The 21,418-nt window shown below is 66.5% G+C and carries 17 protein-coding genes, 3 rRNA genes and 1 pseudogene; 17 read left to right on the top strand and 4 right to left on the bottom strand.

What is annotated here, in order from left to right:
- Positions 1-231, bottom strand: a complete 231-nt coding sequence (locus SCMU_RS20300) for a heavy-metal-associated domain-containing protein (protein WP_229230872.1) — start codon at positions 229-231, stop codon at positions 1-3.
- A gap of 67 nt (positions 232-298) precedes the next feature.
- A complete protein-coding gene (locus tag SCMU_RS20295) occupies positions 299-631 on the bottom strand; it encodes a metal-sensitive transcriptional regulator (protein WP_229230871.1) in 333 nt (110 codons plus the stop codon).
- A 535-nt stretch (positions 632-1,166) separates the two neighbouring features.
- Between SCMU_RS20295 and SCMU_RS20290 the strand changes: the two genes are divergently transcribed.
- From SCMU_RS20290 to SCMU_RS20230, 13 genes and pseudogenes are all read left to right on the top strand, one after another.
- A 16S ribosomal RNA gene (locus SCMU_RS20290) occupies positions 1,167-2,686 on the top strand.
- A 514-nt stretch (positions 2,687-3,200) separates the two neighbouring features.
- Positions 3,201-6,320 (top strand): 23S ribosomal RNA (locus tag SCMU_RS20285).
- Between the two features lie 184 nt (positions 6,321-6,504).
- Positions 6,505-6,621: ribosomal RNA gene (gene rrf, locus SCMU_RS20280) — 5S ribosomal RNA — on the top strand.
- Together the 16S, 23S and 5S rRNA genes form the textbook arrangement of a ribosomal RNA operon.
- A 176-nt stretch (positions 6,622-6,797) precedes the next feature.
- Positions 6,798-8,443 (top strand): annotated as a pseudogene (locus SCMU_RS20275) (IS1634 family transposase).
- 308 nt (positions 8,444-8,751) lie between these two features.
- The gene (locus SCMU_RS20270) at positions 8,752-9,858 is read left to right on the top strand and encodes a WD40/YVTN/BNR-like repeat-containing protein (RefSeq protein WP_229230870.1); all 1,107 of its coding nucleotides are present in this window, start codon (positions 8,752-8,754) and stop codon (positions 9,856-9,858) included.
- 1 nt (position 9,859) lies between these two features.
- A complete protein-coding gene (locus SCMU_RS20265) occupies positions 9,860-10,144 on the top strand; it encodes a MoaD/ThiS family protein (RefSeq protein WP_229230869.1) in 285 nt (94 codons plus the stop codon).
- A gap of 112 nt (positions 10,145-10,256) precedes the next feature.
- Positions 10,257-10,457: a hypothetical protein gene (locus SCMU_RS20260; RefSeq protein ID WP_229230868.1), complete on the top strand. Its 201-nt coding sequence runs from the start codon at positions 10,257-10,259 to the stop codon at positions 10,455-10,457.
- A gap of 105 nt (positions 10,458-10,562) precedes the next feature.
- Positions 10,563-11,741, top strand: a complete 1,179-nt coding sequence (locus SCMU_RS20255; protein WP_229230867.1) for a sigma-54-dependent transcriptional regulator family protein — start codon at positions 10,563-10,565, stop codon at positions 11,739-11,741.
- A gap of 84 nt (positions 11,742-11,825) precedes the next feature.
- Positions 11,826-12,266, top strand: a complete 441-nt coding sequence (locus SCMU_RS20250; RefSeq protein ID WP_229230866.1) for a VOC family protein — start codon at positions 11,826-11,828, stop codon at positions 12,264-12,266.
- 18 nt (positions 12,267-12,284) lie between these two features.
- Complete coding sequence (locus SCMU_RS20245; protein ID WP_229230865.1) at positions 12,285-12,722, top strand: VOC family protein; 438 nt, start codon at positions 12,285-12,287, stop codon at positions 12,720-12,722.
- Positions 12,723-12,852: 130 nt separating this feature from the next.
- Positions 12,853-14,082: a Re/Si-specific NAD(P)(+) transhydrogenase subunit alpha gene (locus tag SCMU_RS20240; RefSeq protein WP_443020186.1), complete on the top strand. Its 1,230-nt coding sequence runs from the start codon at positions 12,853-12,855 to the stop codon at positions 14,080-14,082.
- On the top strand, positions 14,082-14,408 hold the full coding sequence (locus SCMU_RS20235) for an NAD(P) transhydrogenase subunit alpha part 2 (RefSeq protein WP_229230863.1): 327 nt from the start codon (positions 14,082-14,084) through the stop codon (positions 14,406-14,408). The genes SCMU_RS20240 and SCMU_RS20235 overlap by 1 nt, the downstream gene beginning before the upstream one ends.
- Complete coding sequence (locus tag SCMU_RS20230) at positions 14,405-15,811, top strand: NAD(P)(+) transhydrogenase (Re/Si-specific) subunit beta (protein ID WP_229230862.1); 1,407 nt, start codon at positions 14,405-14,407, stop codon at positions 15,809-15,811. Before SCMU_RS20235 ends, SCMU_RS20230 begins: the two co-directional genes overlap by 4 nt.
- Positions 15,812-15,830: 19 nt before the next feature.
- On the opposite strand, the gene SCMU_RS20225 is transcribed toward SCMU_RS20230, so the two are convergent.
- Positions 15,831-16,409 carry a hypothetical protein gene (locus SCMU_RS20225; protein WP_229230861.1) on the bottom strand — a complete coding sequence of 193 codons (579 nt, stop codon included), beginning with the start codon at positions 16,407-16,409 and terminating at the stop codon, positions 15,831-15,833.
- Positions 16,406-16,576: a DUF8730 family Cys-rich protein gene (locus SCMU_RS20220; protein ID WP_229230860.1), complete on the bottom strand. Its 171-nt coding sequence runs from the start codon at positions 16,574-16,576 to the stop codon at positions 16,406-16,408. The genes SCMU_RS20225 and SCMU_RS20220 overlap by 4 nt, the downstream gene beginning before the upstream one ends.
- A gap of 328 nt (positions 16,577-16,904) precedes the next feature.
- Here SCMU_RS20220 and hxlB point away from each other — a divergent pair, with 328 nt between their 5' ends.
- From hxlB to SCMU_RS20200, 4 genes are all read left to right on the top strand, one after another.
- Positions 16,905-17,453 carry a 6-phospho-3-hexuloisomerase gene (hxlB, locus tag SCMU_RS20215; protein ID WP_443020355.1) on the top strand — a complete coding sequence of 183 codons (549 nt, stop codon included), beginning with the start codon at positions 16,905-16,907 and terminating at the stop codon, positions 17,451-17,453.
- Between the two features lie 74 nt (positions 17,454-17,527).
- Positions 17,528-18,151, top strand: coding sequence for a 3-hexulose-6-phosphate synthase (hxlA, locus tag SCMU_RS20210; RefSeq protein ID WP_229230858.1), 624 nt, complete (start codon positions 17,528-17,530; stop codon positions 18,149-18,151).
- 509 nt (positions 18,152-18,660) lie between these two features.
- A complete protein-coding gene (gene zwf, locus SCMU_RS20205; protein ID WP_229230857.1) occupies positions 18,661-20,217 on the top strand; it encodes a glucose-6-phosphate dehydrogenase in 1,557 nt (518 codons plus the stop codon).
- Positions 20,214-21,206: a glucose-6-phosphate dehydrogenase assembly protein OpcA gene (locus tag SCMU_RS20200; RefSeq protein ID WP_229230856.1), complete on the top strand. Its 993-nt coding sequence runs from the start codon at positions 20,214-20,216 to the stop codon at positions 21,204-21,206. Before zwf ends, SCMU_RS20200 begins: the two co-directional genes overlap by 4 nt.
- The last annotated feature ends 212 nt before the right edge of the window (positions 21,207-21,418 follow it).

Here is a 21,418-nt window from a genome sequence, read left to right as displayed (position 1 = left end):
TTAGGCGTTGTTGTCCACCATGACGTAGCCCGCCTCCGCGACGGCCTCGCTGATGGACTCGTGCTTGAGCTTGCGGTCCGAGCTGATGGTCACCTCGGAGAGGCCCCCGGCGTTGAGGTCGATCGACACGCCCTCAACGCCGTCGAGTGCCTCGATCTCCTCGGTGACCGAGGCGACGCAGTGGCCGCAGGTCATCCCATCGACGTGCACGGTCGTGGTGAAGTGGGTCATGGCGGTGCTCCTTGGATGGGCGTTCTGGATGGTGATGGCCTGAGGACCGCTGCCTCCGCAGCAGTCGCTACCGCAGCAGTCGTCCGATGGCATCTGTGGCCTCCTTGACCTTGGCATCGATCTCGTCAGCTCGTTTGGAGGGATCGGGCTCGTTGGCTGCACCGACCACACAATGCCCTATGTGCTCCTCGACGAGGCCGAGGCTCACGGCATGGAGGGCCTTGGTCACCGCAGCGACCTGCGTGAGGATGTCGATGCAGTACTTGTCCTCCTCCACCATGCGCGCAATGCCGCGCACCTGGCCCTCGATGCGCCTAAGGCGGCGAAGGTAGGCGTCCTTGTCCGCGGTGTAGCCATAGGGCGGCCCCGGGTGGACGTTGAAGTCAACGACGTTCTCCATGCCCCGAAGCTATACCCGAGAGGGGTATGCGTCAAGTACCCCCTAGGGGTATCACCCCACATGTCCGTGGACGCATGTGGCCGAAGGCACAGCGCTGGGATTTGGCTGGCCGCCCTGATCCCGGTATTGTTTTCTGAGTCGCCGGGAGCGGCCGCGGAAACGCGGACGGAACGGCGGCCAAACCCCTGAGAATCCGGCCGGAACGGCCGCACCTTGGTGCGCCCGGATGGTAGGAATCAGAGCGAGTTCATCGCCCATGTCGAGAAATCGAGAATTGGACAGAATGAACTCGAAAGGGTAGAGTAGAACCTCGTTGCCGCGGGGAAGCGAACGGTCTGGATGGGCCGGGGGTGTTACCTGCGGGTGTTTGTTGTTTGAGAACTCAATAGTGTGCCAAGTTTTGTTGATGCCATTTTTTTGGTTATCAGTTGCCTGGTTGCGTGCGCCCCTGTGTGCGTGGCTGGGTGTTTGATGCCGGATCATTTTCTGCTGGCTGGTGGCCTCATTTTCCTGGGGTTTCTGGTTGGCGTGTTTTTTGACGGAGAGTTTGATCCTGGCTCAGGATGAACGCTGGCGGCGTGCTTAACACATGCAAGTCGGACGATGATGCCCTTCGGGGTGGATTAGTGGCGAACGGGTGAGTAACACGTGAGCAACCTGCCCTTGACTCTGGGATAAGCCTGGGAAACTGGGTCTAATACCGGATAGGACCTCCTGCCGCATGGTGGGGGGTGGAAAGCCTTGTGCGGTCTTGGATGGGCTCGCGGCCTATCAGCTTGTTGGTGGGGTGATGGCCTACCAAGGCGACGACGGGTAGCCGGCCTGAGAGGGTGACCGGCCACACTGGGACTGAGACACGGCCCAGACTCCTACGGGAGGCAGCAGTGGGGAATATTGCACAATGGGCGGAAGCCTGATGCAGCGACGCCGCGTGGGGGATGACGGCCTTCGGGTTGTAAACCCCTTTCAGCAGGGAACAAGCGTGAGTGAGGGTACCTGCAGAAGAAGCGCCGGCTAACTACGTGCCAGCAGCCGCGGTAATACGTAGGGCGCGAGCGTTATCCGGAATTATTGGGCGTAAAGAGCTCGTAGGCGGTTTGTCGCGTCTGCTGTGAAAGCCCGGGGCTCAACCCCGGGTCTGCAGTGGGTACGGGCAGGCTGGAGTGCAGTAGGGGAGACTGGAATTCCTGGTGTAGCGGTGAAATGCGCAGATATCAGGAGGAACACCGATGGCGAAGGCAGGTCTCTGGGCTGTAACTGACGCTGAGGAGCGAAAGCATGGGGAGCGAACAGGATTAGATACCCTGGTAGTCCATGCCGTAAACGTTGGGCACTAGGTGTGGGGGCCATTCCACGGTTTCCGCGCCGCAGCTAACGCATTAAGTGCCCCGCCTGGGGAGTACGGCCGCAAGGCTAAAACTCAAAGGAATTGACGGGGGCCCGCACAAGCGGCGGAGCATGCGGATTAATTCGATGCAACGCGAAGAACCTTACCAAGGCTTGACATGTGCCGGACCGTCCCAGAGATGGGGCCTCCCTTCGGGGCCGGTTCACAGGTGGTGCATGGTTGTCGTCAGCTCGTGTCGTGAGATGTTGGGTTAAGTCCCGCAACGAGCGCAACCCTCGTTCCATGTTGCCAGCACTTCGGGTGGGGACTCATGGGAGACTGCCGGGGTCAACTCGGAGGAAGGTGGGGACGACGTCAAATCATCATGCCCCTTATGTCTTGGGCTTCACGCATGCTACAATGGCCGGTACAAAGGGTTGCGATACTGTGAGGTGGAGCCAATCCCAGAAAGCCGGTCTCAGTTCGGATTGGGGTCTGCAACTCGACCCCATGAAGTCGGAGTCGCTAGTAATCGCAGATCAGCAACGCTGCGGTGAATACGTTCCCGGGCCTTGTACACACCGCCCGTCAAGTCACGAAAGTCGGTAACACCCGAAGCCGGTGGCCCAACCCCTTGTGGGGGGGAGCCGTCGAAGGTGGGACTGGCGATTGGGACTAAGTCGTAACAAGGTAGCCGTACCGGAAGGTGCGGCTGGATCACCTCCTTTCTAAGGAGCATTGCACCCCCCGGTGGTGGTGCCGGCGGCCGCATGGCTGCCCGGTGCCCGGGGGGATGGCAGCCCCGCTGCGGAGACATGTGTTCTCCGGCGGGTGCTCGTGGGTGGAACATCGGCGATTCTGTGGCCCGTGCCCCGTGCGGTGCGGCCCTTCGTGAGTACGCCTCCCCTGTGGGGGGGCTGGAAAGCGGTGGGGCCGTGGTTTTGCGGTGGGGGTGGGGTCCTTGGCACACTGTTGGGTCCTGGGACAACAAGCGTCCCCGCGCCCTGTCTTGCTGTTCCTGTCCTGCCTGTGCGGCGGGGCGGGGCGGTGGGTGGGGCGTGTGGTGCCCGCCTTCTCCCGGCGTGCCGCTTCGCGGCGGTGCGTGTGGGGGCTGTGGGGGTTGTTGTTTGAGAACTGTATAGTGGACGCGAGCATCTAGCAATCTCGTTTTTCGAGTTGTAGGACGTACACGCACGGGCGCTCTGGCGTGCCGTGTGGTTGTGTGTCCTTGGTCTTTGTTGTGTTGAAGTTTCCAAGGGCGCACGGTGGATGCCTTGGCATCGGGAGCCGATGAAGGACGTGGGAATCTGCGATAAGCCTGGGGGAGTCGATAACCGGACTGTGATCCCAGGGTGTCCGAATGGGGAAACCCCGCCGCACTTGATGCGGTGACCCGCCGTTGAACGCATAGACGGTGTGGGGGGAACGCGGGGAAGTGAAACATCTCAGTACCCGCAGGAAGAGAAAACAAGAGTGATTCCGTCAGTAGTGGCGAGCGAACGCGGACGAGGCCAAACTGTGCGCGTGTGATACCCGGCAGGGGTTGCGCGCATGGGGTTGTGGGGCCTTCCTTTCGATCATCTGCCGGTGGTCGGGGGTGTTGCGGTGGTGTAGGCGAACGGTCTTGAACGGCCGGCCGGAGAGGGTGTGAGTCCCGTAGCCGGAACGCCTGTCGCAGCCCTGGGGAGGTGCCCGAGTAGCACGGGGCCCGAGGAATCCCGTGTGAATCTGTCAGGACCACCTGATAAGCCTGAATACTACCCGATGACCGATAGCGGACAAGTACCGTGAGGGAAAGGTGAAAAGTACCCCGGGAGGGGAGTGAAACAGTACCTGAAACCGTGCGCCTACAAACCGTCAGAGCAGGCCTTGTTCCTGTGATGGCGTGCCTTTTGAAGAATGAGCCTGCGAGTCAGTGCCACGTCGCGAGGTTAACCCGTGTGGGGGAGCCGTAGCGAAAGCGAGTCTGAACAGGGCGTTCAGTGGCGTGGTCTGGACCCGAAGCGGAGTGATCTACCCATGGCCAGGTTGAAGCGACGGTAAGACGTCGTGGAGGACCGAACCCACTTCAGTTGAAAATGGAGGGGATGAGCTGTGGGTAGGGGTGAAAGGCCAATCAAACTCCGTGATAGCTGGTTCTCCCCGAAATGCATTTAGGTGCAGCGTTGCGTGTTTCTTGCCGGAGGTAGAGCTACTGGATGGCCGATGGGCCCCACAAGGTTACTGACGTCAGCCAAACTCCGAATGCCGGCAAGTGAGAGCGCAGCAGTGAGACTGCGGGGGATAAGCTTCGTAGTCGAGAGGGAAACAGCCCAGACCACCGGCTAAGGCCCCCAAGCGTGTGCTAAGTGGGAAAGGATGTGGAGTTGCCCAGACAACCAGGAGGTTGGCTTAGAAGCAGCCACCCTTGAAAGAGTGCGTAATAGCTCACTGGTCAAGTGATTCCGCGCCGACAATGTAGCGGGGCTCAAGCACACCGCCGAAGCCGTGGCAGTCCCATGTGTGCCCTAGCCTTCGTGGTTCAGGGGTGGGGCTGGGTAGGGGAGCGTCGTGCGGGCAGTGAAGCCCCCGAGTGATCGAGGGGTGGAGGCCGCACGAGTGAGAATGCAGGCATGAGTAGCGAAAGACGGGTGGGAAACCCGTCCGCCGGATGATCAAGGGTTCCAGGGTCAAGCTCATCTGCCCTGGGTAAGTCGGGACCTAAGGCGAGGCCGACAGGCGTAGTCGATGGACAACGGGTCGATATTCCCGTACCGGCGAAGGACCGCCCATGCCGGACAGCCGATGCTGACCGCCCAATCCCCCCACCATGGGTCCTTCGGGACCTGTACCGGGGGGCGCGCGCGGGACCCGGAGCTGCGAGGCAAGCGTATTAACAGGTGTGACGCAGGAAGGCAGCCCGGCCAGGCGATGGTTGACCTGGTCCAAGGATGTAGGGCGCGCGGCCGGCAAATCCGCCGCGCATCAGGCCTGAGATCCGACGGGACCCCCTCGCGGGGGGATCGGGTGATCCTATGCTGCCGAGAAAAGCATCGACGCGAGGTCCCAGCCGCCCGTACCCCAAACCGACACAGGTGATCAGGTAGAGAATACCAAGGCGATCGAGAGAATCACGGTCAAGGAACTCGGCAAAATGCCCCCGTAACTTCGGGAGAAGGGGGACCCCAACCCTGAACACCGCGCGCCGGTGGGAGGGGGTCGGGGTCGCAGAGACCAGGGGGAAGCGACTGTTTACTAAAAACACAGGTCCGTGCGAAGTCGCAAGACGATGTATACGGACTGACTCCTGCCCGGTGCTGGAAGGTTAAGAGGACCCGTCAGCTCTCACGAGCGAAGCGGAGAATTCAAGCCCCAGTAAACGGCGGTGGTAACTATAACCATCCTAAGGTAGCGAAATTCCTTGTCGGGTAAGTTCCGACCTGCACGAATGGAGTAACGACTTCCCCGCTGTCTCGACCGTGAACTCGGCGAAATTGCACTACGAGTAAAGATGCTCGTTACGCGCAGCAGGACGGAAAGACCCCGAGACCTTCACTACAGTTTGGTATTGGTGTTCGGAGCGGCTTGTGTAGGATAGGTGGGAGACTGTGAGGCCGTCACGCCAGTGGCGGCGGAGTCATCGTTGAAATACCACTCTGGTCGCTTTGGACACCTCAACCTCGGCCCGTGATCCGGGCCAGGGACAGTGCCTGACGGGTAGTTTAACTGGGGCGGTTGCCTCCCAAAGAGTAACGGAGGCGCCCAAAGGTCCCCTCAGCCTGGTCGGCAACCAGGTGGCGAGTGCAAGTGCACAAGGGGGCTTGACTGTGAGAGAGACATCTCGAGCAGGGACGAAAGTCGGGACTAGTGATCCGGCGGCACCTCGTGGAAGGGCCGTCGCTCAACGGATAAAAGGTACCTCGGGGATAACAGGCTGATCTTGCCCAAGAGTCCATATCGACGGCATGGTTTGGCACCTCGATGTCGGCTCGTCGCATCCTGGGGCTGGAGTAGGTCCCAAGGGTTGGGCTGTTCGCCCATTAAAGCGGTACGCGAGCTGGGTTTAGAACGTCGTGAGACAGTTCGGTCCCTATCCGCTGCGCGCGCAGGAGATCTGAGAAGGGCTGTCCCCAGTACGAGAGGACCGGGACGGACGAACCTCTGGTGTGCCAGTTGTACCGCCAGGTGCACGGCTGGTTGGCTACGTTCGGAAGGGATAACCGCTGAAAGCATCTAAGCGGGAAGCCCACTTCAAGATGAGATCTCCATGCCCGCAAGGGCGAGAGGCCCCCAGCAGACCACTGGGTTGATAGGCCGGACGTGGAAGACAGGACTGAAGACTGTCGAAGCCGACCGGTACTAATAGGCCGACAACCTCAACACACACCACCCACCCGGTGGTGGCAAGAACCAACAATGCCCCGCGTCCACCATACGGTCCCCAGACAACAAACCCCACCCCACACCGGGGCGTCACGGGCACCGCAACCACAACCGAACACAGATCCACGGACAACAACCGTGACCACAGCTTCCCACCCCCACCCCGGGGGACGGGACAAAGGGTTACGGCGGCCACAGCGTGGGGGAAACGCCCGGACCCATCCCGAACCCGGAAGCTAAGACCCACAGCGCCGATGGTACTGCACCCGCCAGGGTGTGGGAGAGTAGGACACCGCCGGACAACCATTCCAGGACCCCCGACCACACGGCCGGGGGTCCTGACATTTAACAACCACAGCCGTTCGGCCTGAGTTTGGTCACTTGGTCGCATTCCGGCGACGGACTGGCTTCTGACCTGCGGTAACGCTGTCGCGGGGGCGGTTCTGAGGCACTAATTGGTGCTCTACTGTGGTGGCTGTGGCATGGATTCGGCGGGTTCGGACGGCCTCCGGGGCGACGGCCGTGCAGATCGCCGAGTCCGTCGACGGGCGGCGGCGGATCGTGGCCCACGTCGGCTCGGCCCATACCGAGGCTGAGCTCGGGCTCCTAGTCGAGCGGGCGCGGGAGCTGCTGGACGACCCCGGCCAGGGCGAGCTCGACTTGGGCCTGGCCCCTGCTGCGCCCAGGACTGCGCTGATCGGCCCGCCCGGGGAGCCGGCGCTCTTCGAGAACCCGGGGACAGCGGTGCCAGGGCGATCGGCGGTTGCCCCGCCACGGGTGGTCGCCACCGCCTCACGGGTCCTCTTCGACACGCTCGCGGCGGTGTTCGACGACCTCGGCTTCGACGCCCTCGCCGACGAGGTGTTCCGGGACCTGGTGGTCGCCCGGATCGTGGAGCCGACCTCCATCCTGGACACCGCCCGCGTGCTGGGCGACCTGGGCGTGCGCCGGCGAGCGAGAAGACGATGCGGCGCACCCTGTCCCGCGCGCACAGGGGCAGCTACCGGGACCAGATCGCCAGGGCGTGCTTCGAGCACGCCGCGGCCAGCGGCGATGTCTCGCTGTGCCTGTACGACGTGACGACCCTGTACTTCGAGGCCGAGAAGGAAGACGGGCTGCGGAAGGTCGGCTACTCCAAGGAACGCCGGGTCGACCCGCAGATCGTCGTCGGCCTGCTCGTGGACCGGGAAGGGTTCCCGCTGGAGATCGGCTGCTACGAGGGCAACAGGGCCGAGCAGACCACGATCATCCCGATCGTGAAGCAGTTCCAGGACAGGCATGGCATCGGGGACATGGTCGTGGTCGCCGACGCCGGCATGCTCTCCGCGGCCAACCTCACCGCGCTCGAGGAGGCGGGCCTGCGCTTCATCGTCGGCTCCCGCGCCGTCAAGGCCCCGCTGGACCTGGCCTCCCACTTCCGCTGGCACGGCGACGCGTTCACCGACGCGCAGGTCATCGACACCATCACGCCCAGGACCGGCCGGCGCAGCGAGAACAACGAGCTCCTGCGCGCCGAACCCGTCTGGGACCCCGAGACGCACCCCGGCTCCTGGCGGGCCGTGTGGGCCTACTCGGCCAAGCGGGCCGTGCGGGACGGCAAGACCCTGACACTGCAGGAGGACCGCGCCCGGGCGGTCATCGCCGGCGAGAAGGCCGCCCGCGCCCCGCGGTTCGTCAAGACCAGCGGCGACGGGCACACCCTGGACGAAGCCGCCCTGGCCCGCGCCCGCCGCCTGGTCGGGCTCAAGGGCTACGTGACCAACATCCCCGCGCACCTCATGCCCGCCGGCGAGGTCATCGCCTCGTACCACGAGCTCTGGCATGTCGAGCAGTCCTTCCGGATGTCCAAGACCGACCTCGCCGCGCGACCCATGTTCGTCCGCACCCGCGACGCGATCGAGGCCCACCTGACCATCGTCTTCACCGCCCTCGCAGTCTCCCGCGAGGCCCAGACCCGCACCGGCCTCGCGATCCGCAACATCGTCCGCCAGCTCAGGCCCCTGCGCTCAGCCACCGTCGCCTCCAACGGCACCACCCAGACCATCGCGCCCCACATCGACCCCGACCGGCAGGCCATCATCGACGCCCTCACCACCGGGAAATCTCAGGCACTAAGCAAATGACCAAACTCAGGACCGCCGGACAACCATTCCAGGACCCCCGACCACACGGCCGGGGGTCCTGACATTTAACAACCACAGCCGTTCGGCCCTAGGACCGGCGTGGCGGGCAAAAAGGAGCCCCGGAGCGCGCAATTGGGGGGGTGCGCGCTCCGGGGCAGCTCAGGTGCCACGGGCCAATCGGGATGATCCGACATGTCGGATGCTGTCAAGATTCCGAGTGCCCTTGTGGACTTGTCGAGAACAGTACCGGGTTCGTCCGGTGCTGCCTAGCATTGACGCCTTCCTGCGTGTGTCGTCGAATGGAGCCCATGACTTCACCCAGCGTCCTTCTGGCAATCGGCACCAAGAAGGGCCTGTGGCTCGCCACAAGCGACGACCGCAGGACCTGGACGGTTGGCGTCCCGCAGTTCCTGATGCAGGAGATCCCGTCGATTGCGATCGACACCCGTGGGGGCCGCATCCGAATCCTGGTCGGTGTCCGGTCCGAGCACTTCGGGCCAACGGTGGCCCATTCCGATGACCTCGGTGCCACGTGGACCGAGCCGGAACAGGGTTCGGTGGTCTTTCCTGAGGCGACGGATGCCGCCGTCGAGCGCATCTGGCAGATCCGGCCCGACACCGAGAGCCGAGCCGGCGTCGTCTGGCTCGGCGCTGAGCCGATCTCGATCTGGAAGTCGACCGACGGCGGCGAGACATTCGAGCTGAACCGGGCCCTCTGGGAGCATCCGGACAAGGAGCAGTGGGGCCCGGGTGCAGGTGGGGCGGCGGTCCACACGATCGTGCCGGATCCTGTGGACGACAACCTCGTGCATCTGGCGATCAGCGCGGGCGGCGTCTACCGCAGTACGGACGCCGGCGCGAGCTGGACCGCGCGAAACCGCGGCATATCGGCCTATTTCCTCCCCAACCCGGACCCCGAGGTGGGCCAGTGCGTCCACAAGATCGCGGCGGATGTGGACGGCCGGCTGTACGCGCAGAACCACCGTGGGGTCTACCGGAGCGATGACAGCGGCGACACCTGGGTGTCGATCGCGGATGGCCTCCCCGCCGACTTCGGCTTCGTGATGCTCACCCATCCTCGGCGTGGGGGGACAGCCTGGGTGATTCCGCTTGTCTCCGACTGGGAACGCGTGGCCCCGGGCGGCCATCTCGCGGTCCACCGCACCGACGACGCCGGCACGACCTGGCGCCCTCTCGATAGCGGCATTTCGGAGCCGGACTGGAACACGGTGCTGCGCGACGCCGCGTCCGTGGACACCGCCGAGCCGGTGGGGGTTTACTTCGGTACGCGAGGCGGCTCCGTCTACGCGAGTGCCGACGAGGGCGAGACGTTCCAGGAGGTGACCGCCCACCTGCCGGATGTCCTCTGTGTGCGTGCTGCGGTCCTGACGCACGACGGCGCCGAGCTAGCCTAGCATGCCGGTCACCGTGATCGTCCCCTCCGTCCTCGCGCCAGCGAGCGATGGACGCACCATGTTCGAGCTGCCGGACGGGTCGGTGAGGTCCGCGGGCGAGGCGCTCGACGCCGTCGCCCGCCAATTCCCCGTGCTGGGCCGCCGGCTGCGTGACGAGCGGGGCGAGCTGCGGCGCCATGTCAACGTGTACGTTGCCGGTGAGGACGTGCGCCGCGGAGGTGGCCTCGCAACGCCCGTTGCCGCGGGCGAGGAGGTGCTCGTCATCCAGTCGATCGCGGGGGGCTAGTGGCCTGCGTAACATGACGGTTAGGGTCCTTTGGCCTTGGTCGGGACAGGCCGCCTGATTGAGACTGGGAGTGTCACATTCGCGCGGATGAGATCTGCCGACCGATTGGTGAATGATGGGCCCCACCTTCGAAGTCCTCCAAGACCCGCGTCGCAACGGCGGGTATCGACTGCGCCTCATGGGCCCCGACGGGGACGTCCTCGCCGACCTGAAGGATCTGCCCACTCTGGATTCGGTGCGCAGGATGATCATGGAGATCCGCGAGGTCGCGGCCCAGGCCCTCGTCGTGGACCACACGGCACGCACGGCCTGAGACCGGGCCGCGCTGCCTGTGCAACGCCCACGCAACCTTTCCCGCAGGCGTTGCGAGGCGGGGCGCGTACACTTGTGAGCCACGGCACACATGAAGGAGTGGGTGGTGAGCGACATCGTTGCAGATTCGTGGCGGCGCTCGCTTGCCGCGCACGGACGCCGCGAGGACGCGGTGGTGACGAGCATTCTGGATAAGGGCGAGCTCTGCGACTATCGCACGGGCCACCCCTTGGCTCCGGTCATGCCGGTGATCGACCAGCTTCTGGTCGAGCCCGCGCGGGACGCGGGCATCCTCGTGGCGGTCGGGGACGCGAGCAGCAGGCTCCTCTGGCTCGGCGGAGACTCGAGCGTGCGGCGCCGCGCGGAGTCCATGGCGTTCCTCGAGGGCGCCGACTGGTCCGAGTCCAGCGTCGGCACGTCCGCGCCGGGAACCGCGCTCGCAGCCGGTTCCGCCGTCCAGATCCGCGGTGCCGAGCACTTCAGCCCGCTCGTCGAGGCCTTCTCCTGCACCGCGATGCCCATCCGGGATCCGCGGACGGGCGAGGCGATCGGCGTCGTCGACATAACGGGGGGCGAGCAGGCGGTTGCGGGGCACGCCCTGCCGTGGCTCCGAGCCACGGTCGCCGCGGCCGAGGAGCGGCTGCGCGGCCTGGCGCCGCAGGGCGTTCAGCAGGCCCAGAGGGCGGTGCGACCTGGCAGCCCCCTCGGCGCCGTGCTGGCCGTGACGGGCCGGGATCAGGGCGTGCTGCGCTCCCGCGGCCGCGACCTGAACCTGAGCGTGCGCCACTCGGAGATCCTCGTGCTCCTGGCAGGGCACCCGCGAGGGCTCACGGCAGAGGAGCTCGCCGAGCGGCTGTACGCTCAGCCCGTGCCACCCGTGACCCTGCGCGCGGAGCTGGTCAGGCTCCGCAAGGTCCTCGACGCCGCTGGCGTCGGGGTCACGCTGCGCTCGCGGCCGTACCGGGTCGAGGGCCTCGAGGTCGACTCGATGACTGCGCTCGCGCTGCTCGAACGGGGGTCGCACCGGCAGGCTCTGGGCGCGTACGGCGGCCAGCTTCTGCCGCGCTCCGAGGCTCCAGCGATCACCGAGCTGCGCGACGAGCTCTCCGCGACGCTGCGCGAAGCGGTGGTTGGCAGCGCGGCCGTGGACGTGGTGCTCCACTACCTGCGGCTGCCCGAGGCTGCGGACGACGCCGAGGCGTGGCGTACCGCTCTCCGCCTCCTTCCGCCGCGCTCGCCCAAGCGGGCCGCGGTCGTCGCGCATCTCGAGAGGCTTGCGGGCTGAGCGGCTTCACGCGGGGCCTTCAGAAGTGTCGGTGGCTCGGCGTAGGCTCGCGAGGGTCAGCAAGGAACTTCCCTAGGAGTCGCTGTGCCTGCCACCCTGAACCCCTACATCAGCTTCAAGGACAACGCCCGCGAGGCCATGACCTTCTACCAGTCGGTGCTCGGTGGAGACCTGACCATCTCCACGTTCGACGACCTCCACGCGGCCCAGGACCCGTCCGAGGGGTCGCTGGTGATGCATTCCCAGCTCACCACCCCGAGCGGCTTCACACTCATGGGCTCGGACACGCCGTCGCGCATGGAGTTCGACCGGGGGAACAACAGCTTCTCCATTTCGCTCTCGGGCGGCCCCGAAACGGAGGACGAGCTGCGCCGATACTGGGACAAGCTGGCCGAGGGCGCTGCCGTGACGATGCCGCTCGAGAAGGCCATCTGGGGTGACACGTTCGGGATGCTCACCGACAGGTTCGGCATCGCATGGCTCGTGAACATCGCCGGCGAGTCGACGCCCGGCGGCGGCGCATAGCCGGAAAGGACCATCACCATGCCCACCATCCTCAACCCCTATCTGCACTTCACGGGCAACGCCCGTGAGGCGATGACGTTCTACCAGTCCGTGTTCGGCGGCGACCTCAACATCAGCACCTACGGCCAGTTCCAGCCCGAGGCGGCAGCGGGTGGCGATGCGGACAAGGTCATGCACGGCCAGATCGTCGCGCCCAATGGCCTCGTGCTCATGGGCTCCGATGCGCCGGAGGGCATGCCTGTCTCCCAGGGCAGCAGCAGCATCTCGGTCTCCCTCTCCGGGGACGACGATGCCGAGCTGCGCGGCTACTGGGACAAGCTCGCCGAGGGCGCCGCCGTTGCGGTTCCCCTTGCGAAGTCGCCGTGGGGCGACTCCTTCGGCATGCTGACGGACCGCTTCGGCATCGAGTGGCTCGTCAACATCAACTCCGGGCAGGCGGGCGGGGCGCCGGCCTGATTCGATCGGAAGGAGGGGATGTGCGCAGTGCTTCCCCTCCCCTTCGCGTTGCGTCTGCCCGTGTGTGCGCGGCGGCGCATAGACTCGGGCGCAGGGCGGCCAAGGGTGTGCCGCGGAGCGGAGGGCGCACGTGAGAGTGGGCATCGCGAGAGAGTGGCCGGTCGGCGAGAAGCGCGTGGCCGCGACCCCGGAGTCCGTGCGGCAGCTGGTCGGGCTGGGCCTGTCGGTGGCCATCGAGTCGGGGGCGGGGGTCGCAGCCGGCCATGCGGATGCCGCCTACACCGACGCGGGGGCGGAGGTGGTCCCCGCCTTGGACCTCGCCGCGGTGGACCTCCTGGCGCATGTGCGGCCACTGCACCCCGCGACGGCCGCGGGCCTGCGGGCCGGGGCGGTGACAGTGGGCCTGGCCTCGCCGTCCACCGATCTGCCCACCGTTCGTGCGCTCGTCGACGCGCGCATCACGGCGTTCGCGCTCGAGCTCGTGCCGCGCATCTCCCGCGCCCAGTCGATGGACGCCCTCACGTCCCAGGCCCTCGTGACCGGGTACAGGTGCGTCCTCGAGGCCGCGACCCGTCTCCCGCGCTTCTTCCCCCTGTACATGACGGCGGCCGGCACCATTCCTCCCGCAAGGGTGCTCGTGCTCGGAGCAGGCGTGGCCGGTCTCCAGGCCATCGGCACAGCCAAGCGCCTCGGCGCCCGCGTCTCCGCCAACGACATCCGCCCGGCATCCGCGGATGAGGTCGCCTCGATGGGAGGCACCTTCATCCATCTGGACTTGGAGTCGGCGGAGGCCACGGCGGGCGCCGGCGGCTATGCCCGCGAACTCAGCGCGGACCGCGGTGCACTCCAGCGCCGGCTCCTCGCCCCGCACATCGCCGACGCGGACGTGCTCATCACTACCGCCGCCGTTCCCGGGCGTCGTGCCCCGCTGCTCGTGACGCGGGAGATGGTCGCCGGCATGCGGCCGGGCTCCGTCGTGGTGGACATGGCGGCCGAGTCGGGCGGAAACGTTGAGGGCTCGGTGGCCGGCGAGGACGTCGCGGTGGCGACGGCGGACCGCGCCGGCGAGGTGACCGTCGTCGGGCTCAAGGACGCCGCCTCGGCCATGGCCGCGGACGCCTCCCGCCTGTACGCGAAGAACGTCTCCAACTTCATCGAGCTGCTCGTGCCGGGAAAGGACGGCGACGTCCTTCCCGATTTCGACGACGAGGTGGTCGCCGGGTCGTGCCTCACGCACGACGGCGAGGTGCGGCACCCGCCGACGGCCGACGCGCTCGCGGCGCTCACCACGACAACGGAGGCCGCGCGGGCCGGGGAGCGGCGCAACGCCATCGACGAGACCGAGGAAGGGGCAGGCTGATGGGCGGCGTGGAGGTGCTCACGATCCTCGTCTTCGCGGTGTTCGTGGGCTTCGAGGTGGTCTCGAAGGTGTCCAGCATTCTGCATACCCCGCTCATGTCCGGGGCGAACGCGATCCACGGGATCATCCTCGTCGGCGCGATTGTGGTGGCGGGCCAGGCGGAGAACGGATGGGTGCTCACCGTGGCGCTGCTCGCCGTCGTGCTCGCCACCGCCAACCTCGTGGGCGGGTTCGTGGTGACCGACCGCATGCTCGAGATGTTCAAGGGGCGCCGGCCGGGCGAAGGGCAGGGCGCCGGGGCGAAGGCCGGGGAGGGGAGCAAGTGACGATCGCCGCGCCCATTCTCGACCCGACCTGGACCGCCCTGCTCTACCTCGTCGCGGCCGTCTGCTTCATCCTCGCCCTCAAGGGCCTGTCCTCGCCCAAGCACGCCCGGCGCGGCAACGCGATCGGGGCGGTCGGCGCCGCCGTGGCCCTCGTGACCGTGTTCCTGTCGAGTCGGCTCGACAATCTCCCGTGGATCCTCGCTGCTATCGCGGTGGGCGCGGCGATCGCGGCACCCGTGGCGCGTCGCGTCAAGATGACCCAGATGCCGCAGCTGGTCGCGGCCTTCAACGGGGTGGGCGGCGGGGCCGCCGCACTCGTAGCCCTCCTCGAGCTTCCGCACTCGGAGATGCCTGACGGCGCGTGGGTGCGGCTCGCGATCGTGTTCACGCTGCTCATCGGGGCCGTGTCCTTCGCCGGCTCGGGCGTCACGTTCGCCAAGCTCCAGGAGCTCATGACCACGCGGCCCGTCACGTTCCTCGGCTTGCCCGTGCTCATGGGCGCCGTGCTGCTCGCCTCGGTGGTGGCCGCCGCGATGGTGATCGTGCTGCCCCTCTCGACTGCGTCCACACTGCTCGCCGTGGTGGTTCTCGCGCTCGGCCTCGTGGCCGGCGTCCTGCTCGTGCTGCCCGTGGGCGGGGCGGACGTGCCGATCGTCATCTCGCTCCTGAACGCGTTCACGGGCCTCGCGGTTGCTGCGAGCGGCCTCGTGCTGGGCAACGTGCTGCTCGTCGTCGCCGGTACGCTCGTGGGCGCGTCCGGCACGATCCTTACCCGGCTCATGGCCGCCGCGATGGGCCGGAGCGTCACGCACATCATGTTCGGCGCGTTCCGCGGGGGCTCGACGGCGGGCTCCACCGCCGTCTCGGACCGGCCCGTGCGGTCGTCGAGCGCCGAGGATGTCGCGGTTCTTCTCGGGTACGCGCAGAAGGTCATCATCGTTCCGGGGTACGGGCTCGCGGTCGCCCAAGGCCAGCACACCGCCGCGGAGCTCGCGCAGGCGCTTGAGTCGCGCGGCGTCGACGTCGAGTTCGCCATCCACCCTGTGGCGGGACGCATGCCCGGGCACATGAACGTGCTGCTGGCCGAGGCGAATGTGCCCTACGAGTCGCTCAAGGAGATGAGCGAGATCAACGGTGAGTTCAAGCAGGCCGACGTCGCGCTCGTGGTGGGCGCCAACGACGTCGTGAATCCCGCCGCGAAGTCCACGCCCGGGTCGCCGATCTACGGCATGCCGATCCTCGAAGCCGGGGACGCGAAGCAGGTCGTGTTCCTCAAACGGTCCATGCGCCCCGGTTTCGCGGGCATCGAGAACGACCTGTTGTACGAGCCGCAGACCACGCTCCTCTTCGGCGACGCAAAGGAGTCGCTCACCAAGGTGCTCACGGCGGTCAAGGCGCTGTAGGGGCGCACGACCGCCACGGCTAGCGGGTGCGTCCCGGGAACAGGGGCGTGCAGGTGGCGCACGCTTCGGCGTTCGCTGGATCCTCGATGGCGCTGCGTTCGAGCCGGAGACGCCCGGAGAGCGCTGCGGTCATGAGCACGACGGCGGCGAGGCCCACCGTGGGCTGGACCACGAAATGGATCGTGTCGAGCGGCAGGCCCGCGAACATCTGGACGATCATGCTCTGGCTGCCCTGGGTCGTGGCCAGCAGCAGGCCCATCATGCCGAAAAGCGGGCCACGGAGGTCGCACATCGTGGCCTCCGCGCCGATGGGGGCTCCGACGAGGCTGCCGACGAGCAGCCCCATCGCTGCCGAGCCTGCGAGCACGAGCAGTCCGATCCAGAGTGCGCCCGGCGTGGCGGCGCCCGCGAACGCGCCGTTGGCAAACACCAGGGCAGCGGCGGCGAGGACCGCCGCCGCTGCCCCGATGCCCCAGCGGGTACGCGTCCACATCCGCAGCACCGACCAGCGGCTGCTGAGGGGCTTCGCTGTCTGGCTGGCGAGCGTCAGGATTGGTTGTGCGCCGAAGGCGGGCTGCTCAGGCTCGTGGCCCGTCACCGGAAGGAGAGCAGCTTGTTGATGACGTTCGCGTTCGAGCCGGTGCCCGAGTCGTGGCCGGGGCAGCGGCGATCCTCAGGGACGTTCGCGAAGACTTGGTCAACGTGCTGGCCGCAGCCAGCCCAGGTCACCTTGCCGCAGGTCGAGCACGTCACGGGGCTGCACATGGGATTCTCCTTGTCAGAGTGGATCTGGATACCCCTAGGGGTATTTCTATTGTAGGGTGACGCGATGCGGCGAGCAAGCTCGGATCTGGGACCCGCAGGCGGATGACCGGAGCGGCTCCGCGATCTGACCCGCACCTCCATGCCACTGGCACCAATCCAAATGGGTAGCCAGAACCGTCAGAAAACAGCGTTACCCGCCCACTTTCGTCCCGACATGATTGATGTCAACCGGAAGGTATGCAGTTGGCCGCTCAAGGCCGAGGACCGAAACGAAAGGGGCAACACCGTGAATCCAACAGCCACGCGTACCACCGTCGCCGCAGGTGACATTGTCCGCAGCCTGTTCCTCGTCAGGGAGGAGATCGTCGATACGGCGGCCAAGATCGACGGGGAGCAGGTGGCCCGCCTGGCGAGCTACCTCGAGGGCCCCGGCCGTGTGTTCGTCGCCGGCGCCGGCAGGAGCGGGCTGGTGCTCCGCATGTCCGCCATGAGGCTCATGCACCTGGGCATGAACGTCCACGTCGCGGGCGATACCACGACTCCGGCCATCGGTGCGGGCGACCTGCTCTTGGTGGCCTCTGGGTCCGGCACGACGTCGGGGGTGGTCAAGGCCGCGGAGACGGCGGCGAAGGTGGGTGCTCGTATTGCGGCCTTCACGACCAACCCGGACTCTCCGCTCGCGGCTCTCGCCGATGCGCTCGTGGTCATTCCCGCTGCGCAGAAGACCGACCACGGTTCGAGTGTTTCCCAGCAGTACGCCGGGTCGCTCTTCGAGCAGGTGCTCTTTGTTGTCACGGAGGCGGTTTTCCAGTCGCTGTGGGACAACGACGCAACGCCTGCCGAAGAACTGTGGCTGCGCCACGCCAACCTCGAGTAGGCCGGGTCCCAGCCCTCAGCCAATCCGATGAAGCAAGTCAGACAGCAGTATCCGAACAGAAAAGAGACAACATCATGAAGCTCCAAGTCGCTATCGACCTCCTCACCACTGAAGACGCCCTCGAGCTGGCCAACAAGGTCGCCGAGTACGTGGACATCATTGAGCTCGGCACCCCGCTCGTGAAGAGCGAGGGACTCTCGGCCATCACGGCGATCAAGAACGCGCACCCGGACAAGATCGTCTTCGCCGACCTCAAGACCATGGACGCAGGCGAGCTCGAGGCCGACATCGCGTTCAAGGCCGGCGCTGACCTGGTTTCAGTGCTCGGCACCGCCGACGATTCGACCATTGCCGGAGCCGTCAAGGCGGCCAAGGCGCACAACAAGGGCATCGTCGTGGACATGATCAGCGTCGCGGACAAGGTTGCCCGCGCCAAGGAGGCGCGTGCGCTCGGGGCGAAGTTCGTCGAGATGCACGCCGGTCTGGATGAGCAGGCGAAGCCCGGCTATGACCTCAACGGCCTGCTCAGCGCCGGCGAGGAGGCACGCGTTCCGTTCTCGGTTGCCGGCGGCGTGAACCTGAGCACGATCGCCGCCGTGCAGCGCGCGGGCGCCGACGTTGCAGTCGTTGGCGGTGGAATCTACGGTGCTGACGATCCTGCGCTTGCGGCGAAGGAACTCCGCGCCGCGATCCGCTAGCCGCTGGCTTCTGGTGGCGTCCCATTGCGTCTCGCAAGGGGCGCCACCGTGCGCCTGGTGCAAGGACCCTCGACATGAATCAGCAGTTCTTGGACGAGCCTCCTCTCCAGAGCGGCGAGCCGCGACCAGCGAGGTGGGAATCCCTCGGCCGTGGTGATCGCGATGATCCGATCACGCTGTATTTGATCTGAATCCCAGTGCCACCGGGCGGACGGGTCACGATCGGGCCTTGATTCTTGGAAAGGAACACATTCGTCATGAGTTCGCGTACTGCCGATCACTTGGAAGTCTTGGTGACGGACCCTGGTCTCCTCTACGAATTACTCGACGAGGCCGAGGCTGAGCTCAGAACAATACCCCAAAGCCTTTCGGGTATTCTGGTCACCCGCCACAGTGCAGGCCGGTACACGGTTGCGTTGAGCAGCGAGGTTCCCTACGGGGAAACACGCGAGCGGACCCTTTCAGCCGCTTGCTCGATGGCACGCATTTCTTGAGGTTAGAAGGCAAGAATGTCTGTTACCTACGCCGATCCGAAAGTAACGTACTGGCGCAGTCCGCTGAGGGACCTGCGCGATCGGAGAATTGCACGGGTGGCGGGTCCGTGCACTCTGGTCCTGTTTGGCATTTCCGGGGACTTGGCCCGGAAGAAACTGATGCCTGCTGTGTATGACCTTGCGAACCGGGGGCTGCTGCCGCCGAGCTTCGCGCTGGTGGGCTTCGCCCGCCGTAGCCGCGATGATGAGGATCTTCCGGCCGACATCAAGGAGTCTGTGAGGACCTATGCGCGGACGCCTTTCGATGAGGCGGTGTGGGCGCAGCTGAATGAGGGTGTGCGGTTCGTGCAGGGCACGTTCGATGATGATGCGGCGTTCGAGGCGCTCAAGGCCACGCTGGAGGAGTTGGATGAGAGGCGGGGGACGCGGGGGAACCATGCGTTCTACCTCTCGATCCCGCCCAAGGCGTTCGAGCAGGTGTGCCGGCAGCTCTCGGCCCATGGGCTGGCCCAGGCGGAGCCGGGGAAGTGGCGCCGGGTGGTGATCGAGAAGCCGTTCGGGCATGATCTGGGCTCGGCGCGGGCGCTGAACGAGATTGTGGAGTCGGTGTTCCCGGCGGATGCGGTGTTCCGGATCGACCACTATCTGGGCAAGGAGACGGTGCAGAACATCCTGGCGCTGCGGTTCGCGAACACTTTGTTCGAGCCGCTGTGGAACGCGAACTATGTGGACCATGTGCAGATCACGATGGCCGAGGACATCGGCACGGGGGGCCGGGCGGGCTACTACGACGGTGTGGGGGCGGCGCGGGACGTGATCCAGAACCACCTGCTGCAGCTGCTGGCGCTGACGGCGATGGAGGAGCCGATCTCCTTCAATGCCGATGACCTGCGGGCGGAGAAGGAGAAGGTCCTGGCCGCGGTGAAGCTGCCGGCGGACCTGTCCACGCATTCGGCCCGGGGGCAGTTCACCGGCGGGTGGCAGGGCGGGGAGCTGGTGCAGGGCTACCTCCAGGAGGAGGGCATCCCGGCGGACTCCACGACCGAGACGTACGCGGCGCTCCGGCTGGACATCAACACCCGCCGCTGGGCCGGGGTGCCGTTCTACCTGCGGGCCGGGAAGCGGCTGGGGCGCCGGGTGACCGAGATCGCGGTGGTGTTCAAGCGGGCCCCGAACCTGCTGTTCCAGGACCAGGGCGAGGACGAGTTCGGCCAGAACGCGGTGGTGATCCGGGTCCAGCCGGACGAGGGCGCCACGATCCGGTTCGGCTCCAAGGTCCCGGGGACCCAGATGGAGGTCAGGGACGTGTCGATGGACTTCGGCTACGGGCACTCCTTCACCGAGTCCTCCCCGGAGGCGTACGAGCGGCTCATCCTGGACGTCCTGCTGGGCGAGCCGCCGCTGTTCCCCCGGCACGAGGAGGTCGAGCTGTCCTGGAAGATCCTGGACCCGTTCGAGGACTACTGGGCCAGCACCGGGACCCAGCCCGAGCCGTACGCCCCGGGGTCCTGGGGGCCGTCCTCGGCCGATGAGCTCCTTGCCCGCGACGGACGTTCCTGGAGGCGACCATGATCATCGACCTGCCCAACACCACGACCTCGAAGATCTCCAAGGAGATCACGGCCCTGCGCCAGCGCGGCGGGGTCGTGGCCCTGGGCCGGGTGCTGACCCTGGTGGTCATCACCCGGCACGGGTTCGAGGAGGAGGCCATCGAGGCCGCGAACGAGGCCAGCCGCGAGCACCCCTGCCGGATCATCGTCCTGGTGGACTCCGGCCGGGACTCCACGGACCGGATCGACGGGCAGATCCGCGTCGGCGGGGACGCCGGGGCCTCGGAGGTCATCGTCCTGCGCGGCTACGGCCGCCTGGCCCAGGAGAGCGAGTCCCTCGTGGCCGCCCTCCTGCTCCCCGATGCCCCGATCGTGGCCTGGTGGCCCCACGGCGCACCCGAGAACGCCGCCGCGACCTCCATCGGCTGCATCGCCCACCGCCGCATCACCGACTCCGGCAACGAACCCGACCCCGTCGCGGCCCTGTTCCACCTGCGCGAGACCTACCGCCCCGGCGACACCGACCTCGCCTGGACCCGCCTGACCAACTGGCGCATCCAACTCGCGGCCGCACTCGACCAGGGGGACGGCACGCCCGTTGGGGCAGTCGCCGTTGAAGGTGATCCTGATTGCCCCAGCACTGTCCTGCTCGCCGCGTGGCTCAGATGGAGGCTGCACGCCCCCGTCAGCATCGAGCCGGGGCCTGCCGGCGTTGGCATCTGGGGAGTCCGGATGACTCAGGCCTCAGGCGACACTCGGCTCTCTCGACTGGGCCCCAGACTCGCTGAGATCGCCATCCCCGGCCACCTTCCGCAGCAGGTCCGCCTGTCGGACTACACGCTGCATGACTGTCTGGCCGAGGAACTGCGCCGCCTCGAGCCCGACTCGGTTTTCGGTGAGGCAGTGCGAAGCATTGGGTTGTTGAGCGCGCGTCAACCGGATAGGGCGGCCCGAATTGGCCGCGAACGGCCGGCACATCGCGGCGGGAGAGTCTCTCTCCTCGCTGTATAAGCTGCATCAGAGGGCGAGAGGCCCCCGGGAGTCCTGGACTCCCGGGGGCCTCTCGCATGCCCGGGAACACGCGGCCGCCGCCACGACCTGCAGCCTCCCCAAGGCATATCCCACCGCCGGGGAGCATGTCTGGTCCTTCGGACTTAAGCCTCGGTGTAAGCGGGAGGCCGAAAGGACCCCGCCGAGGTGATGGATCCCGGGGCATCTGATGG

It is taken from the genome of Sinomonas cyclohexanicum (assembly GCF_020886775.1).
Taxonomy (GTDB): domain Bacteria; phylum Actinomycetota; class Actinomycetes; order Actinomycetales; family Micrococcaceae; genus Sinomonas; species Sinomonas cyclohexanicum.
This window is presented reverse-complemented; position numbering and strand designations above follow the sequence as displayed.

Coding starts and splice junctions, on each gene's coding strand:
- SCMU_RS20300 (WP_229230872.1), bottom strand. CDS start 231: ATGACCCACTTCACCACGACCGTGCACGTCGATGGGATGACCTGCGGC.
- SCMU_RS20295 (WP_229230871.1), bottom strand. CDS start 631: ATGGAGAACGTCGTTGACTTCAACGTCCACCCGGGGCCGCCCTATGGC.
- SCMU_RS20270 (WP_229230870.1), top strand. CDS start 8,752: ATGACTTCACCCAGCGTCCTTCTGGCAATCGGCACCAAGAAGGGCCTG.
- SCMU_RS20265 (WP_229230869.1), top strand. CDS start 9,860: ATGCCGGTCACCGTGATCGTCCCCTCCGTCCTCGCGCCAGCGAGCGAT.
- SCMU_RS20260 (WP_229230868.1), top strand. CDS start 10,257: ATGATGGGCCCCACCTTCGAAGTCCTCCAAGACCCGCGTCGCAACGGC.
- SCMU_RS20245 (WP_229230865.1), top strand. CDS start 12,285: ATGCCCACCATCCTCAACCCCTATCTGCACTTCACGGGCAACGCCCGT.
- SCMU_RS20235 (WP_229230863.1), top strand. CDS start 14,082: ATGGGCGGCGTGGAGGTGCTCACGATCCTCGTCTTCGCGGTGTTCGTG.
- SCMU_RS20220 (WP_229230860.1), bottom strand. CDS start 16,576: ATGTGCAGCCCCGTGACGTGCTCGACCTGCGGCAAGGTGACCTGGGCT.
- hxlA (WP_229230858.1), top strand. CDS start 17,528: ATGAAGCTCCAAGTCGCTATCGACCTCCTCACCACTGAAGACGCCCTC.
- zwf (WP_229230857.1), top strand. CDS start 18,661: ATGTCTGTTACCTACGCCGATCCGAAAGTAACGTACTGGCGCAGTCCG.
- SCMU_RS20200 (WP_229230856.1), top strand. CDS start 20,214: ATGATCATCGACCTGCCCAACACCACGACCTCGAAGATCTCCAAGGAG.